This is a genomic window from Thioclava sp. 'Guangxiensis' (assembly GCF_045348365.1).
Taxonomy (GTDB): domain Bacteria; phylum Pseudomonadota; class Alphaproteobacteria; order Rhodobacterales; family Rhodobacteraceae; genus Thioclava; species Thioclava kandeliae.
Map to the genome: position 1 here is coordinate 1539408 of NZ_CP155822.1, position 16242 is coordinate 1555649.

At 64.5% G+C, this 16242-nt stretch carries 12 protein-coding genes and 1 tRNA gene; 2 read left to right on the plus strand and 11 right to left on the minus strand.

The window, feature by feature from the left end:
* Positions 1-114: 114 nt before the first annotated feature.
* Entirely contained in the window at positions 115-2547 is a 2433-nt protein-coding gene (locus ABEB22_RS07665; protein WP_406869985.1) for a heavy metal translocating P-type ATPase, read from the minus strand.
* Positions 2548-2828: 281 nt separating this feature from the next.
* Here ABEB22_RS07665 and ABEB22_RS07670 point away from each other — a divergent pair, with 281 nt between their 5' ends.
* Together ABEB22_RS07670 and ABEB22_RS07675 are read left to right on the plus strand one after the other, a co-directional pair.
* Complete coding sequence (locus tag ABEB22_RS07670; RefSeq protein WP_406869986.1) at positions 2829-3416, plus strand: L,D-transpeptidase; 588 nt, start codon at positions 2829-2831, stop codon at positions 3414-3416.
* A 100-nt stretch (positions 3417-3516) separates the two neighbouring features.
* Positions 3517-3593: transfer RNA gene (locus ABEB22_RS07675), tRNA-Met, on the plus strand.
* 119 nt (positions 3594-3712) lie between these two features.
* Here the strand turns inward: ABEB22_RS07675 and ABEB22_RS07680 are convergent.
* The 10 genes from ABEB22_RS07680 to xdhA form a co-directional block, all read right to left on the minus strand.
* A complete protein-coding gene (locus tag ABEB22_RS07680; protein WP_406869987.1) occupies positions 3713-3940 on the minus strand; it encodes a hypothetical protein in 228 nt (75 codons plus the stop codon).
* Positions 3941-4078: 138 nt separating this feature from the next.
* Positions 4079-6361 carry an OmpA family protein gene (locus tag ABEB22_RS07685; RefSeq protein WP_406869988.1) on the minus strand — a complete coding sequence of 761 codons (2283 nt, stop codon included), beginning with the start codon at positions 6359-6361 and terminating at the stop codon, positions 4079-4081.
* 183 nt (positions 6362-6544) lie between these two features.
* On the minus strand, positions 6545-7630 hold the full coding sequence (locus ABEB22_RS07690) for a BMP family ABC transporter substrate-binding protein (protein ID WP_339113460.1): 1086 nt from the start codon (positions 7628-7630) through the stop codon (positions 6545-6547).
* Positions 7631-7681: 51 nt separating this feature from the next.
* The gene (locus tag ABEB22_RS07695; protein ID WP_339113459.1) at positions 7682-8611 is read right to left on the minus strand and encodes an ABC transporter permease; all 930 of its coding nucleotides are present in this window, start codon (positions 8609-8611) and stop codon (positions 7682-7684) included.
* Positions 8608-8970: a hypothetical protein gene (locus ABEB22_RS07700; RefSeq protein ID WP_406869989.1), complete on the minus strand. Its 363-nt coding sequence runs from the start codon at positions 8968-8970 to the stop codon at positions 8608-8610. Before ABEB22_RS07700 ends, ABEB22_RS07695 begins: the two co-directional genes overlap by 4 nt.
* Positions 8967-10043 carry an ABC transporter permease gene (locus ABEB22_RS07705; protein WP_406869990.1) on the minus strand — a complete coding sequence of 359 codons (1077 nt, stop codon included), beginning with the start codon at positions 10041-10043 and terminating at the stop codon, positions 8967-8969. The genes ABEB22_RS07700 and ABEB22_RS07705 overlap by 4 nt, the downstream gene beginning before the upstream one ends.
* Positions 10040-11557, minus strand: coding sequence for an ABC transporter ATP-binding protein (locus ABEB22_RS07710; protein ID WP_406869991.1), 1518 nt, complete (start codon positions 11555-11557; stop codon positions 10040-10042). Before ABEB22_RS07710 ends, ABEB22_RS07705 begins: the two co-directional genes overlap by 4 nt.
* Complete coding sequence (gene xdhC / locus ABEB22_RS07715) at positions 11554-12492, minus strand: xanthine dehydrogenase accessory protein XdhC (protein ID WP_339113455.1); 939 nt, start codon at positions 12490-12492, stop codon at positions 11554-11556. Before xdhC ends, ABEB22_RS07710 begins: the two co-directional genes overlap by 4 nt.
* Positions 12489-14786 (minus strand): xanthine dehydrogenase molybdopterin binding subunit, encoded by a 2298-nt coding sequence (gene xdhB, locus ABEB22_RS07720; protein ID WP_406869992.1) that lies wholly within the window; start codon positions 14784-14786, stop codon positions 12489-12491. Before xdhB ends, xdhC begins: the two co-directional genes overlap by 4 nt.
* Entirely contained in the window at positions 14783-16183 is a 1401-nt protein-coding gene (xdhA, locus tag ABEB22_RS07725; RefSeq protein ID WP_350935022.1) for a xanthine dehydrogenase small subunit, read from the minus strand. The genes xdhB and xdhA overlap by 4 nt, the downstream gene beginning before the upstream one ends.
* Positions 16184-16242 lie beyond the last annotated feature (59 nt).

Here is a 16242-nt window from a genome sequence, read left to right on the forward strand (position 1 = left end):
GCCACAAGTTTACGGTGGGGAAAACCTGGCAGATCCGCCCGCCAGAGACAGGGGATGCCGGTTCGGCGATGTTTCGCCCATAGGATCGGCGGGGATCTGCCTATGCGGCAGATCTCAGAGCTTCAGTCCCCGCAATCTTAACGCATTGGCCACCACGAAGGTCGAGGAAAACGCCATCGCTGCCGCCGCCAGCAGAGGCGACATGCCCGGCCCGCCAAAGGGTTTGAGCACGCCCATCGCCACAGGAATCAGCGCCACATTATAGGCAAAGGCCCAGAAGAGGTTCTGGCGGATATTGCGCATGACGGCGCGCGAAAGCCGCACTGCCTGCCCCACGCCGCGCGGATCGCCCTGCATCAGCACGACCTCGGCGGTCTCGATGGCCACATCCGTGCCGGTGCCGATGGCGATGCCGATATCGGCGGCAGCCAGAGCAGGCGCGTCATTGATGCCATCGCCGACAAAAGCGGTGGTGCCCTTGGCTTTCATCTCCTCGATGGCGGCCACTTTGCCATCGGGGAGCACGCCAGCCACCACACGGGTGATCCCCAGCCCCTGCGCCACGCTTTGCGCTGTGCGTTCCAGATCGCCCGAGATCATCGCAGTCTCTACATGGGCGCGGTTGAGCGCCTGCACGACCTCGCCCGCCTGCGGCTTGATCGGGTCGGAGACGGCCATCAGCGCTACCAGCTCCCCATCCACAGCCACCCAGATCGGAGTCTTGCCCTTGGCGGCCAAGGCTTCGGCCTCGGTGCGCAGCGCATCGGTGGCGATGCCGGCTTCGGCCAGTGCCGCCGCATTGCCGATCACCAGCTGGTGGCCATCGGCCTCGCCGGTCAGACCACGGCCCGTCTGGCTGCGCACGCGTCTGGCAGCGGCGGGCGAGAGCCCCCGCGCCTCGGCCCCTGTCACGATGGCCTGCGCCAGCGGGTGTTCGGAGCGCGCCTCGATCCCTGCCGCCAGCCGCAATGCTTCTGTCGCGGGCAGGCTGTCTTGGGCGGCAATAAGGTCGGTCAGGGTCGGGTGGCCCTCGGTCAGGGTGCCGGTTTTGTCAAACGCGACGGTCTTCACCTCGGCCAGCCGTTGCAGAGCGTCCCCACGCCGGAACAAAAGCCCCATCTCTGCCGCGCGCCCCGTGCCCACGAGGATGGAGACGGGCGTGGCCAGCCCCATCGCGCAGGGGCAGGCGATGATCATCACCGAGATCCCCGCGACCATCGCGTGGGTGAAGCCCTGACCGGCGATCAGCCAGATCAGGAAGGTCAGCACCGAGAGCGCGATCACCACCGGCACGAAGACCCGCGTCACGCGGTCCACCAGCGCCTGCACCGGCAGCTTGCCGCCCTGTGCCTCCTCGACCATCGAGATGATACGCGCCAGAACCGTCTCGGGGCCGGTGGCGGTCACGCGATAGACCAGAGGCACGGTGCCATTGACCGTGCCGCCGGTGATGGCTGTGCCCTCGGTCTTGGCCACGGGGGCGGGCTCGCCTGTGAGCATCGACTCGTCGATCCAGCCTTCGCCCTCCGTCACGATCCCGTCTGCGGCGACCCGCGCCCCGGGGGGCAGATGGACCAGATCGCCCGCCGCCAGTTCGGCCACGGGGAGGTCGATGATTTGATCTCCACGCTCCACGCGGGCGGTGTCGGGGCGCAGCCCCACCAGCCGCGAGATCGCCTCGCCCGCTCGGCCTTTGGCACGGGCCTCGAACCAGCGGCCCAGAAGGATCAGTGTCACGATGGTGGCGGCGGCCTCGAAATAGACGCCGCGCGCGGCTTCGGGGACAACAAAAGGCAGCAGGGTGACCAGCGTCGAATAGCCCCATGCCGCCAGCGCCCCGAGCGCCACCAGCGAGTTCATCTCGGGCGAGCGCCTGAAAAGCGCGGGCAGCCCGAGATCAAGGAACACTTTCCCCGGGCCGAACAGCACGGCAGTGGTCAGCACCAGCTGGATCACCCAGGACACACGCTCGCCGATCGTCGCCTCGATCAGATGATGCATGCCGGGGATCAGGTGGCTGCCCATCGCCAGCACGAAGACCGGCAGCGTCAGCACCGCCGACAGGATCACGTCACGGCGCAGCTTGCGGGCCTCGGCTTCCTGCTTCTCGGCGCGGTCGGGCAGGGGGCTTTCGTCCTTGCGGGCGGTGGCGGTGATCCCGAGGGGGGCGATCAGCTTCACCATCTCGCTCGGAGCAATCGCACCTTGGGCATAGCGGATACGGATCTCGCGGGGGGCGGGGGTGGCCTGCAGAATGGCGGGATGGGCCAGCAGAGCCTCGCGCAGGGCGGTCTGCTCCTCGGGGCTTGCCTCGCGCGCGAGCGCCAGAACGGTCTCGGCCTCGGCAATGGGATAGCCCGCCTGATCGAGCGAGGCGGCCAGGTCGGCAGAGGCAGGCCCGTCAAAGACCAGCGTGACATTGCGCGCCATCAGGTTGGCATTGGCTTGCGATACACCCGGCACCGCCAGAAGCGCGCGTTCCACACGGCCCGTGCAGGCCCCGCAATGCATCCCGTCCACGATGAACCTTGTGCTTTGCTCTGTCATGATACCCCCGCTTGCAGATGTCCTGTCTTCAGATAGGCAACAAAATTGTCTGATGCCACCGGTCTTCGTGCAAATTCGGGAGAGGAGCGGGGGAGGGCCGCTTCTGACCTGTGTCATCTTTGCGATGTGTGAAGAATTTCTGGGCTAGCATCTTGGCAAGGGCCCCCGATTGCCGCTCCAATAGGGGTAAGAAGTTTTGATAGAGATGCGGAATTTTACCGCCTGTTCGGGTTTTATGTGTACGCGGTTGACCTGCATCTGACTGTAACAGGAGGTTACATATGAAGCGTCGTTGCGTGATTTCTGGCTTGGCGAGCCTGCCTGTTCTGGCCTCTCCGGCCCTGTCGTTCGCTCAGGAGGTGGAGACCGCCTCTGCCCCCGAACCCAAGATCTGGCCGATTGCCGAGCAGTATTATCCGCGCGAGGTGCGGGTGAAACCCGAACTGGCCGTGGGCTCTATCATCGTGCTCTCGGACAAGTTCTTCCTCTATCACATCACGGCCCCCGGCGTCGCGATGCGCTACGGGGTGGCTGTGGGCAAGAGCGAGCTGGTCTTCCGCGGCGAGGCGACTGTTGCCCGCAAGGTGAAATGGCCGAGCTGGACGCCGACCCCCGATATGATCAAGCGCGAGCCCGACCATTACGCCAAATATGCCGATGGCATGCCGGGCGGTCCGACCAACCCGCTGGGCGCGCGGGCGATGTATCTCTATCAGGACGGGCATGACACGGCGATCCGGATCCACGGCACCACGCAACCCAGCTCGATCGGCCATGCGGTGTCGAATGGTTGTCTGCGGATGGTCAATGACCATGTGATTGCGCTCTATGATACCGTCGAACTGGGCACGCCGGTGACTGTCTATTGATGGCCTGTTTCGGGCGCTCCGAAAGAAAAACGAAAAAGATGACGTTTTTTCAAAATCGGGGTTGACGGTCCGATGCCCAGACCGTAGATAGCCGCCCAGTGGCTAGGTAGCTCAGCTGGTTAGAGCACACGACTCATAATCGTGGGGTCGGGGGTTCAAGTCCCCCCCTCGCCACCACTTCCAAACTTCCAGCGAAATCAAAGACTAATGCCTTCGGGCAACCGCCATATGATCCGGTGGCCAAGTCTGTGCGCAGGTCGTCCTGATGTCCGGATTGCTGTGAAAAAGGCGGCCTTTCAGCCGCCTTTCTGGTCCATATCCGCCCCGTTCAGTCTGCCATGCAGCGCCTCCAGCGCGGCGATCGTGTCGTCATAGCTTTGCAATGATTTCGGATGATCCTGACGGTTCCGGCGGTAGAATGCGATCCAGTCGGAAAGCTCCCCGACAGGATAGGTATTGAACCACACGCCAACTGTCAGGGTGAAGGTCTTGCCGCCTTCGTCGAGTTCGGCTGTTGCTGGCATCTTATGCTCCGTTTGACTTCGGGCCGTCTGTCTTTGGGCCGTCTTACTGCGTGGTTCTAGCCGAAAGACGCTGCCATGACAAAGCCCGAGGTCCGGGGCACAAAGTAAAGGGCGCCGCATGGGCGCCCTTTAAAATGCTTAGTTCGAGGCCACGCGCAAAAGGTCGGTCACGCGGCGGACTGTGACGCGGCGGTTCTCCTCGGAGGCACCTTGCGTGTCGACCTTCAGATACTCTTCGCCATAGCCCTGCACCACGAGGTTCTCCGGCGGAATGTCGAAATATTCCGTCAGTGCCAAGGCCATGGATTCGGCGCGGCGGTCCGAGAGCGCCAGGTTATAGGCGGCATTGCCAATAGCATCCGTGTGACCCTCGATCAGGAAGATCTCGCGCGGATTGTCGTCGATGCGCGCTTTGATCGCCTCGCCCAGCTGTGACAGCTCCTCGGCCTGTGCGGGCCGGATCGCGGCAGAGCCGGTCTCGAAGGTCACATTCTCGACCGAGATCGCGGGGGCAAGATCGCGCACATCTGCAATCTGGCGAACCTGCGACAGGGTGAAGCCACGATCGGTGTCGGCGCTGCGAGCCAGCGCATCGCGCAGGGCGTCCTCGTCGCTCGTGCTCGAGACATCGCGGAAATTCGCGCGTGGCAGGTCGGAGACCCGAACCGGCTCCGCCCCTTGGCTATCGTCGATCAGCACATAGCGTGTCCCGTCCGGTTCGATCCGCGTGCGCTGCACGATGCGGCGCTGGGCGTCATAGACCGTCACGATCTGGGCGCCGTCCTCGCGGCGGGTGATCGTGCGGGTCGAGCCGTCATCATAATTGCGCGTGCTGATCCGCGCGCCCGGTTGACGCAGCAATGCGTTATCATCCTTGATCAGCCCGTAGGAGCCATCAGGGTTCTGCACGACGACACGGTCGCCGGAATTCACCGCAACTTCCGAGCCGTTATTCAGGATCGCGCCAACGGCCAGAGCCCCGAGACCCGCAATCGCGACCTTCTCGAAATCGGACAAACCCTCGTCCTTATCATCGCGGTCACGGTCCTGCGCCTTGGCGTTGACGGCCGTGGTGAAATCCTCGTTCGAAGAACGGGCATTCTCCTTGGTGATGACCTCTTCGGTCATTTTCGGATCATCCGCAGGTGCGGCTTTGGCGTCGCCATCGCGCGGCATCTCCGCCTCGGCGGCGAGGGCCTCGTTTTTCACGGGAGCGCCTTCGCTGGCCCGCTTCTGGGCATCCTCGGTCGCGGCAAGGGCTTCCTCGACGCGGCGCGACTCATTGGCCTTGGCCGCGTCATCCGTCTTGGCCGCGTCATCTGACTTGGGCTGTGCATCTTTGGTCCCGGCGTCAGCCGCTTGCGGGTCGCGGGGCTCGGGCGCGGCCTGCGTATCGGCCTGAGCTTGGGCATCGGCATCCGCTTTGGCCTCGGGCTTCACATCGGCATCGGGCGCGTCCTCTTTCCCGGCGAGCGCTTTGGCCAGTGAGTCGGGATCGGTCCGGCCATTGGCCTTGTTAGGCGCTTCCTCTTCGGCACTTTGCTGCGGGGAAGGGGGCGCCATGTCGCGATCCGCGGATTTCTCCTCTGCGGGCATGTCGGCTTTCGCGTCCGCGTCTGCTCGGGCCTGCGCGGGTGTCGCATCAGAGGGCCCTGCATCGGCAGCCCCTTTATCGGCGGCCCCGGCATCAGCAGATTGAGCGTCGGATGCGGCTTTGGTCGCTGACGGTTCTTTTGCCTGCGCCTGATTGTCCTGTGCCTTATCGGCACCATCCGTCGTCTTGCCTTCCAGCTTTCGTTTCAGCGCATCGACCTTGCCGCCCTCGGAGGGCGTCTCGCCGGTTGCGGCTTCCTGCGCTCGGGGCTTCGTGTCCTCATCCGTCTGGGCCTGCTTCTGGACACCGGATTTCGCTTCGGCATCCTTACCGGGCGCCGTGGTCACCTCGGCCTTGGCTGTGCCTTTGGCAGCCGGCTTGGCCTGTGCCGTATCATTTGCCGCATCATCCTGTGCGGCGGCTTTGGCATTGCCGCCACCCATGGCTTTACGCGCCTCTTCGGTGCTGTCCTCGGCCTTTTGGCGGGCCTGTTTCTGGATGGCATCCTCGCTGCGCTTCTCGGCCTCCGAGCCGGGGGCGCTTGCGGTCATGCCCTCGCACAGATCGGCGGCCGCCTTGGCGGAGACACCATTCTGGCTCTGGGTCTCGATACAGCTGTTCTGGCGGGCCTGACCGCGGGGCTTCTCTTCCGCGCCGGTCGACACGCGGCCATGATCGGGGTCCGATTTGCCTTCGGCCCCTGTCTGGCCTTCTGCCTGCGCCTGTCCTGCCGCCAGAGGGGCGGTCTGGGCCATGGTCAGGCCGGGGGTGACGGTGGCAAGAGCCGCAATCAATGCGGTGGTGCTACGAAGTGTACTCTTCATCATTCCTCCAAGGTGACAGCGCTCCAATGGCTAGATACTTTGGCTGGGGCTGTCTTTTCAGGCGGATAACACCGAGAGAATGATAAATGTTCCTGATGTGCCGGAATGGCGCTTCCGGATCGGCGGATTTTTGCACGAAAAAGGGGCGCGATAATTCGCGCCCCTTTTTAAATCAATGGGTTATTGTTAGCTTGGCATCTCTGCGGTGATGCCGTCAACATAGAAGTTCATTCCCGCCAGCGTGCCGTCATCGGCCACTTCGCCGTCGGCCAGCCAGTCCGATCCATCCTGTTTTTTGAGCGGACCGGTGAAGGGATGATACTCGCCCGTGCGCATCGACTCGATCAGCGCCTCGGCCTCTTCCTTCACTTCGGCGGGCACGGCATCGGTGATCTCGCCGATCTCGACCATGCCGGTATCGATGCCCCCCCAGGTCGCATCCGATTCCCATGTGCCATCCAGAACCGCCTGCACGCGCTTCTTGTAATAGGGCGCCCAGTTGTCGATCGTGGAGGTCACGCGCGGCTTGGGCGCGAAATTCGACATATCCGAGGCTTGACCGAAGGTGATCACATTGCCCGCTTCCTGAGCCTTGGCTTGCGGCGCGGTGGAATCGGTATGCTGCATGACCACATCCACACCGCTTGCGATCAGCGCGCCTGCGGCATCGGCCTCTTTCGCCGGATCGAACCAGCTGTTGATCCAGACCACCGACATCTCGACATCGGGATTGACCTTCTTGGCGTGGATATAGGCCGCGTTGATGCCCTGAATACATTCGGGGATCGGGAAGGAGCCGATATAGCCGATCTTGTTCGACTTGGTCATGCGGCCCGCGATGGTGCCCTGAACGGCGCGGCCCTGATAGAAGCGCGCGTCATAGGTGCCCACATTCTCGGCGCGCTTATAACCGGTCGCGTGCTCGAATTTCACATTAGGGAATTTCTTGGCGACGTTCTGGACCGCATCCATATAGCCGAAGGAGGTCGCGAAGATCAGCTCGTGGCCTTCCAGCGCCAGCGAGGTCAGCGAACGCTCGGCATCGGGGCCTTCGGGCACGGATTCGATGAATTTGGTCTGGATCTTGTCGCCAAATTCGGCTTCTAGCGCCTGACGGCCCTGATCATGCTGGTAGGACCAGCCCATATCGCCTACCGGACCGACATAGATGAAGCCGACTTTCAGCGGGTCGGCCTGTGCAAAAGCGGGCGCGCCACTGGCTGCGATGCCGGCCATAGCGGCCGAGGAGGCAAGGAAGGTTCTGCGTTTCATGGAGGGTTCCCCTTGGATGATGGGCATCTTGATGTGCCCGAAGTTAGCCCCTTAGCGGGAGGCATGGAAGGATTTTCCGAGGCTGCCCGGTCCGGCCTGAGCGCCGTTGCGATGCATCGCGGAAAGAAGGACGAGAGCGAGGATGGTCACCAGATAGGGCGCCATCGACAGCAGGTGGACGGGGATCGCATAGCCCGCGGCCTGTAGCTGCAATTGCAGCGCGGTGATCCCGCCAAAGAGATAGGCTCCGATCAGCGCGCGTTCGGGCCGCCACGAGGCAAAGACGACGATTGCCAGCGCGATCCAGCCCGCGCCTGCGGTCATGCCCTCGGTCCATTGCGGCACACGCACGAGGCTGAGATAGGCGCCGCCAATCCCTGCCAGTGCCCCCCCATAGGCCAGCGCCATGAAGCGCACGGCCACCACGCGGTAGCCGAGCCCGTGAGCCGCGTCATGGTTCTCGCCCACGGCTTTCAGGATCAGCCCGCCACGGGCGAATTTCAGGAAGGCCCATGTGGCCGCGCACAGGATCAGCGAGAGATAGACCACCCAGTCATGCGAGAAGAGAATACGCCCGAGCACCGGAATATCGGAGAGCGGGCCGAAATCGAGCTTGGTGGTCGGCGGCGGGCGCACACCCTCGAAGGGCTTGCCCAGAAGCGCCGAGAGCCCCAGCCCGAAAAGCGTGAGCGCCAGTCCCGTGGCCACCTGATTGGACAGAAAGACCTGAGTCAGAAGCCCGAACAGAAGCGCCAGCACCACTCCCGAGAGGGCGGCTGCGATAAAGCCCAGGACGGGGCTGCCGGTGGCCACGGCCGCGGCAAAGCCGCCGATCGCGCCCATGACCATCATTCCCTCGACCCCGAGATTGAGCACGCCCGAGCGTTCGACCACCAGCTCGCCCGTGGCCGCCAGCAGAACGGGCGTCGAGGCGGTCATCAGCATGGCAATCAGCGTGACGATATCGATACCACCGATCATTGGGCGTCTCCGTAAAGGCTTGTGGGGTCGGGGATAGGCCCCCAGAGAAGATAGGCGATGGCCAGCCCGATCAGGCAAGCCACGGCAAAAAGAACCAGATCCGCGCGCGAGCGGCGCAGGGCACGGGCCGCGCGACCGGCATGGAAAGCCTCGTCCTCGGTCGCGGCCACGTCCAGCCGCTTGCGGGCCAGATCCGAGAGGCGGCGGGTCACCTCCAGCACGGCCAGAAGCCCGATGGCAATCGGCACATAGAGGATGGCTGAGGCCGACCAGACCAGTAGATAGTAAAGGGCCAGCCCGCCAAGCACCCCCATCCCCCCCAGAACGGGACGGTGGAGCGAGGGAAGCCTGCGGCTCATACCGCTTTCCCCAGTTTCACGCGGTAATTGGTCAGCACGTCAAACCCCAGGAGGAAGAACAGGAGCATTCCCTGGAACACCTGGATTGCGGCGGGGGGCAGTTGCAGCATCAGCTGGGCCACATCACCGCCGATATAGGTCAGCGCCATCAAAAGCCCCGCCAGCAGGATGCCTACCGGATGCAACCGGCCCAGAAAGGCCACGATGATCGCGGTGAAACCATAGCCCACATTGAACCGGTCGGTGATCTGGCCTGCAGGCCCCGCCACCTCGAAGAGCCCCGCAAGCCCCGCCAGCGCGCCCGACAGGCACAGGCAGGTAACGATCAGTTTTGCGGGCACGACGCCTGCAAAACGCGCCGCCCTTGGTGCCTCGCCCGCCACGCGGATACGAAAGCCCATGATATGGCGGTGCATCAGGATATAGGTGAAGATCACCGCAATGAGTGCGGCGACCACGCCCCAATGCGCGCCGGTGCCCGCGATCAGCTCCCCGTTGAAGGCCGAAGGATATTGCTGCAGGTTACGCGAGCCGGGCATGCCGAAGCCTTCGGGATTTTTCAGCGGACCGAAGGCCATATAGGCCAGAAAGTTCTCGGCCACATAGACCAGCATCAGCGACACGAGGATCTCGTTCACCCCGAACCAGACCTTCAGGAGCGCGGGGATCAGCCCCCATACGAGCCCGCCCAATGCGCCCAGCACGATCATGGCCGGAAAGAGCCATGCGGCTTCTGCGGGATACATATGCAGCGCGAGCCACGCGCCCGCGAGCGCGCCCATGATATACTGGCCCTCGGCGCCGATATTCCAGATCCCTGCGCGGAAGCCTACCGCCAGCCCCGTGGCGATCAGGATCAGGGGCGCAGCCTTCACCAGAAGCTGGCTGCGGAAATAGGCGGCATTGGGGCCGAGGATCGGGTCCCAGAAGATTGCCTTGATCGCGGTGAACGGGTTGGTGCCAAGCGCGGCAAACAGCAGCCCGCCGGCGATCATCGTGGCAATCACCGCAAGGATCGGCGTGGACCATGCCCAGTGGCGCGAGGGGGTGGGGCGGCGGATCAGCGTGATCATGCGCTGGCCTCCTGCATCCCGTGGGCACCGCCCAGCATGAGGCCGATCTCTTCGATCGTCAGGCCCTTGGTCGGGCGCGGTGCCGACAGGCGTCCTGCATTGAGCGCCGCGAAATGGTCGGAAATTTCCATCAACTCGTCCAGATCCTGAGAAATCACGATGACCGCGCCCCCTTTGGCCGCCACATCCAGCAGTGCCTGCCGGATCGAGGCGGCAGCAAGCGCATCTACCCCCCAGGTGGGTTGGTTCACGATCAGCACCGCAGGCTCCTGCAGCACCTCGCGGCCCACCACGAATTTCTGGAGATTGCCCCCCGAAAGTGCGCGCGCCGCCACATGCGGCCCCGGAGTGCGCACATCGAAGGCCTTGATGATCTCCTCGGCAAAGGCGCGGGCGGCGGCCATATCGACCATGCCTCCCTTGGCCAAGGGGCGCCGGATCGTGCCGGTCAGCAAGGTGTTCTCGGTCAGGCTCATGGCGGGCACGGCGGCATGGCCCAACCGCTCCTCGGGCGCGGCCAGAAGGCCGAAGGCGCGGCGCTCGTTGGGGCCGAGCCCCGAAAGGTCACGCCCCGCCAGCACTACGCTGCCCGCAGCCGAGGGGCGCTCGCCCGCCAGCGTGGCCAGAAGCTCTTCTTGCCCGTTTCCGGCCACACCGCCTATGCCCAGCACCTCGCCCGCGCGCAGACGCAGGGACACATCCTTGAGGGATGGACCGAATTGCGAGAGGGGGGCAAGGTCGAGCCCCTGCACCTCCAGAACCACATCCCCAAGCGTGCGCCCCTCACGGTCGGTCACCTTCAGTTCGGCCCCCACCATTAGTTCGGCCAGCTCGCGGGCGGATTTCTCGCGCGGGATCGCATCGCCCACCACCTTGCCGCCGCGCAGGATGGTCGCGTGGTCGCACAGCGTGCGGATCTCCTCGAGCTTGTGGCTGATATAGAGGATCGCCGTGCCTTCCGCCGAGAGCTGGCGCAGGGTGCGGAAGAGGATCTCCACCTCCTGCGGCGTCAGCACCGAGGTGGGTTCATCCATGATCAGAAGCTTCGGGTCCTGCAGCAAGCAACGCACGATCTCCACGCGTTGCCGCTCCCCCGCCGAAAGGTCGGCCACAAGGCGGGCAGGGTCCAGCGGCAGGCCGTATTGGGTGGAAATCTCACGGATACGCCGGGCAAGCTGGCGCATGGGGGGCGGGTTCTCCATCCCCAAGGCCACGTTCTCGGCCACATTCAGCGCATCGAATAGCGAGAAATGCTGGAACACCATCGCCACTCCGCTCGCGCGTGCGGCGCGGGGTTCGGGCGGCGCATAGGGCATGCCGCGCAGGGTCATGGTGCCCTCATCGGGCTTCACCAGCCCGTAGATCATCTTCACCAGCGTCGATTTGCCCGCGCCATTCTCGCCCAAGAGCGCATGGATCTCGCCCTGACCGATCTCGAAGCCGACATTGCTATTGGCGATCACGCCCGGATAGGCCTTGGTCAGGCCCTCAAGTTTCAATAGGGGATCGCTCATGCTTCTCTCGCGTCCTGACTGTCGGGTTTTGACCGGATGGTCGTTTCTTGTCTCAATACTCCGGCAGCGACCCCGATCGCAATGGCCTGCGGATGTTTGCCCAAGGAAGGATCGCCGATGGGGCATTGTATTTGCCCGATTTTCTCTGCGCTATGGCCCAGATCCCGCAACCGGCCCCTGAACCGCGCCCATTTGGTCTCTGATCCGATCAGCCCCAGATGGCCGAAGCCATGGGTCAGCAGCCGGTGGCACAGATCCAGATCCAGCGCATGCGAATAGGTCAACACATAATGATGCGCATGACAGGGCGCGAGCGGCACCAGATCGGCGGGGTTCTCGGCGATCAGGGGTGTGACACCCTGCGGCAGGGTCGCAGGGAAGCGCGTGGCATCGGTATCGGCCAGATGGATCGCATAATCGGGGAAGGGCGCGAGGGTGGCGGCAATCGCGCGCCCCACATGGCCCGCGCCCCAGATCCATACGGGCAGGGCGGGGGGCGCCACTGGCTCCACCAGCCAGCCATCGACCAGAAGCTGCGGCACCTGCCCGCGGTCGCGGTGGCGGGACAGCGCACGATGGACTGAGAGCGGCATCTCGGCAGGCCCGTCGAGGCGGCGGGCATGGAGCGGACCGAAGCTGCGGTCCAGATCCTGCGCGGTTATCGCTTCATAGGCCAGGGTTACCGCGCCGCCACAGCATTGGTTCATCGCAGGGCCAAGCGGGATGGAGTGGCGGCCTGTCCGGCCTGCGCGGGCTGCCTTGATGGCCGCATATTCCAGCGCGCCGCCGCCGATCGTGCCCTCGATATGGCTTGCAAAGACCAGCATCTCGGCGCCTGTCTCGCGCGGGGTCGAGCCCTTCACACCTACCACCAGCACGCGGGTGAAAGGCCCGCGCGTGGCGGCCTCGCGTAGGCGCGTCGGATCGAAGCTCATGCGTCCTCTCCGGTGCCTTCGGCGCGCGCGATCGCATCGAGGATCGCCTCGGGCGTGGCCGGTGCGCGCAGCGCGGGCCAGTGCGGGCCACAGGCCGCCACCGCATTCTGCAGCGCGAAGAAGACGGCATTGCCATGCATGAAGGGCGGCTCGCCCACGGCTTTGGAACGGTAGATCGTGTCCTTGCGGTTGGGCTGGTCCCAGAGATCCACGTTGAAGATCCGCGGCCGGTCCGAGCAGGCGGGGATCTTGTAGGTCGAGGGCGCATGGGTGCGCAGCGCGCCCTTGTCATCCCAGACCAGTTCCTCGGTCGTGAGCCAGCCCGCGCCCTGCACAAAGCCCCCCTCGACCTGACCCTTATCGATCGCAGGGTTCAGCGAGGCGCCTGCATCATGCAGGATATCGGCGCGCAGGATGCGGTTCTCGCCGGTATGGCGGTCGATCACCACCTCGGCGATGGCCGCGCCATAAGCGAAGTAGTAGAAGGGGCGTCCGGTGCCCGTGGTCCGGTCCCACGAGATTTCGGGGGTGGCGTAATAGCCGGTGGAAGACAGGCTGATCCGCGCCTGATAGGCGGCCAGAACGGTTTCGGTGAAGGTGCCGCGATAGGCGCCTGCGGCCACGAACCCATCCGCGAAGGTAACATCCTGCGCGGCGCAGTCCTCACGGGCGGCGAGGAAGGTGGCGATCCGGTCGCGGAGTGTCTCGCAGGCGGCCTTGACGGCCATGCCATTGAGATCGGCGCCCGAACTGGCCGCCGTGGCCGAGGTATTGGGCACCTTGTCGGTATCGGTGGCCGAGATGCGGATCTGTCCCAAAGGCAGGCCGAAGATGCTCGCCGCCACCTGACAGACCTTGATATGCAGGCCCTGACCCATCTCGGTGCCGCCATGATTGAGCCGCACCGTGCCATCCTGATAGATATGCACCAGCGCGCCCGCCTGATTGAGATGGCTGAGCGTGAAGGAAATCCCGAATTTCACCGGCGCCAGCGCGATGCCCTTTTTCAGCACCGGATTGGCGGCGTTCCACTCGGCCACCGCCCCTTGGCGGGCGGCAAAACCGGCGCGGGTGGTGAGGTCTTCGGTCAGCGCTTGCAGGATGCTGTCCTCGACCGGCTGGCCGTAATGGGTGGGGGCAGGAGCCTCGCCCATCTCGGGATAGAAATTGCGCCGCCGTAACTCCAGCGGGTCGAGCCCCATCACCTGCGCCAGATGCTCGATCGCGGCTTCGGTGCCCAGAATACCCTGAGGTCCGCCAAAGCCGCGATAGGCGGTGTTCGATTGCGTATTGGTGCGCAGGCGTAGGCTTTCGACGCGCAAAGCGGGGATATGATAGGCGGCATCGGCATGCAGCATGGCGCGGTCGCAGACCGGCAGCGACAGATCCATCGACCAGCCGCAGCGGGCGTATTGGCGCAAGACCGCACCGGTGATCCGGCCATCGGCATCCGCGCCGATATGGTAGTCCACGCGGAAATCATGGCGCTTGCCGGTGATCGTCATATCGTCATCGCGGTCATAGCGCATCTTGCAGGCGCGGCCCGTGAGGTGGGCGGCCACGGCGCAGGCGATGGCGGGCTGGTTGCTCTGGCTTTCCTTGCCGCCAAAGCCGCCGCCCATGCGCCGCATCTCGATACGCACATCATGCATATGCAGGCCCAGAGCCTCGGCCACCTTATGCTGCACCTCGGTCGGATGCTGGCTGGAAACCCGCACGATCATACCCTGATCCTGCGGCTCGGCCATTGCGGCCTGACCTTCGAGATAGAAATGCTCCTGACCGCCGATTTCGATGCTCCCATGGGCGGTGAAAGCCGCCTGCGCCAAGGCTTCGGTCGGGTCGGCATTTTCCCAGATGATCGGGCCGCCCTCATACCAGCTTTCGCGGGCGATGGCCTGATCGATGGTCAGGACCGGCGCGCGGGGGGCATAGGTGATGCGGGCGCGGCGGGCGGCGATGCGGGCCAGACGGTGCGAGGTGGCGGCCACGATGAAAACGGGCTGGCCGATGTACTGCACCTCGCCTTCGGCCAGAAGGGGTTCATGCCAGCCTCTGTCGGTGGAGGCATCGTTTTCGCCCGGGATATCGGCGGCGGTGAGCACGGCGGTCACACCTTCGGAGGCATGGACATCCGTGAGGTCGATCCCGGTGATTTCGGCGCTGGCCTCGGTGGAGAGGCCGAAGGCCAGATGCAGGCAGCCTCTGGGTTCGGGCAGGTCATCGAGATAGCGCGCCTGTCCGGTCACATGCAGGCGGGCGGAATCATGAGGCAGGGGTTTGGCGACGCTCATGGTTGCACCTCCAGAATGGAGAGGTGCTGGCCGGTGAGATCCGCGAGATAGCGCAGGGCCAGCCCCTCGGCGGCTTTCAGGCGGTAGCGGGCAGAGGCGCGCATATCGGAGAGCGGCTGGAAGTCGAGGCCGAGCGCGGGCAGGGCCGCGCGGAAGGTCTCGTCAGAGAGCGGCTTGCCGGTAAGGAGCGCCTCGAAACCGCTGGCGCGTTTGGGGGTTCCGGCCATTCCGCCGAATGCCACGCGGGCCGACGCGATGGTATTTCCGTCGAGCGTCAGGTTGAAGGCCGCGCAAACGGCGGAGATGTCCTGATCGAAGCGCTTCGACAGCTTATAGGCACGGAAATGGGACGCGGATTTGGGGAAGGAGATGCTTTCGACAAACTCGCCCTGTTGGCGGTCCTGTTTGCCGTAATCGAGGAAGAAGTCCTCGAGGGGTAGCTCGCGGCGCGTGTCGCCCTGGCGCAGGGTGAGCGTGGCGCCAAGCGCGATGAGCGCGGGGGGCGTGTCGCCGATGGGCGAGCCATTGGCGATATTGCCGCCCAGGGTCGCGGCCTGCCGCACCTGCTCGGAGGCGAAGCGGCGCAGAAGTTCGGCGAGGCTTGGCAGATGCGGCGCGACCGCGTGACGGAGGGCCGCGATGGTGGTTGCAGCGCCGATGGTGAAATGGGTGTCGGTTTCCTTAATTAGGGCGAGGTCCGCGCATTGGCCGAGGAAGGCCACAAGCGGCAGATCCTGCAGCTTTTTGGTGACCCAGAGCCCGACATCGGTGGCACCGCCGATCAGCGTGGCCTGCGGGTGGGCGAGATACCAATCTGCCAGTTCTTTTGTGGAGCGGGGGAGGAAGGGAGGCTGTCTGCCTCCCTCTGGACCTTCGGTCCATTCACCCTCCGAGGATATTTCAGGACGCTGGAAGGGGGTGTCCATCCAGTCGGGTGCAGGCGCGTTGGCGGCCGCCTGGGCTGCGCGCAGAATCGGGGCATAGCCCGTGCAACGGCAGAGATTGCCGGCCAGAAGATCATCATGGTCGTGCTGGTTGTTCTGGTGCGCGCAGGCGAGAGAGGCGATGAAGCCCGGGGTGCAGAAGCCGCACTGGCTGCCGTGATGGGTGATCATGGCGTCCTGCACGGGATGGCATTGGCCTTGGGGACCGGTGATGCCTTCGACCGTGCGCAGAGCGCGGCCATGGAGTTGCGGCATCATCAGGAGGCAGGCATTGAGGGGTCTGGAGCGATCGGCATCGGTCACGATCACCGTGCAGGCACCGCAATCGCCTTCGTTACAGCCTTCTTTTGTTCCGGTCAGCCCTTCCGCGCGTAACCAGTCCAGCACCGATTGCGTCGGGTCGCTGATTGCGACCTGGCGGGTTTCTCCGTTGAGAAGAAACGTGATATCCATGAGAAGACTTTCGCCACGGTACAGCTGTGAAGTGCGGCCCCGCCCGATGTGGCGTAGAA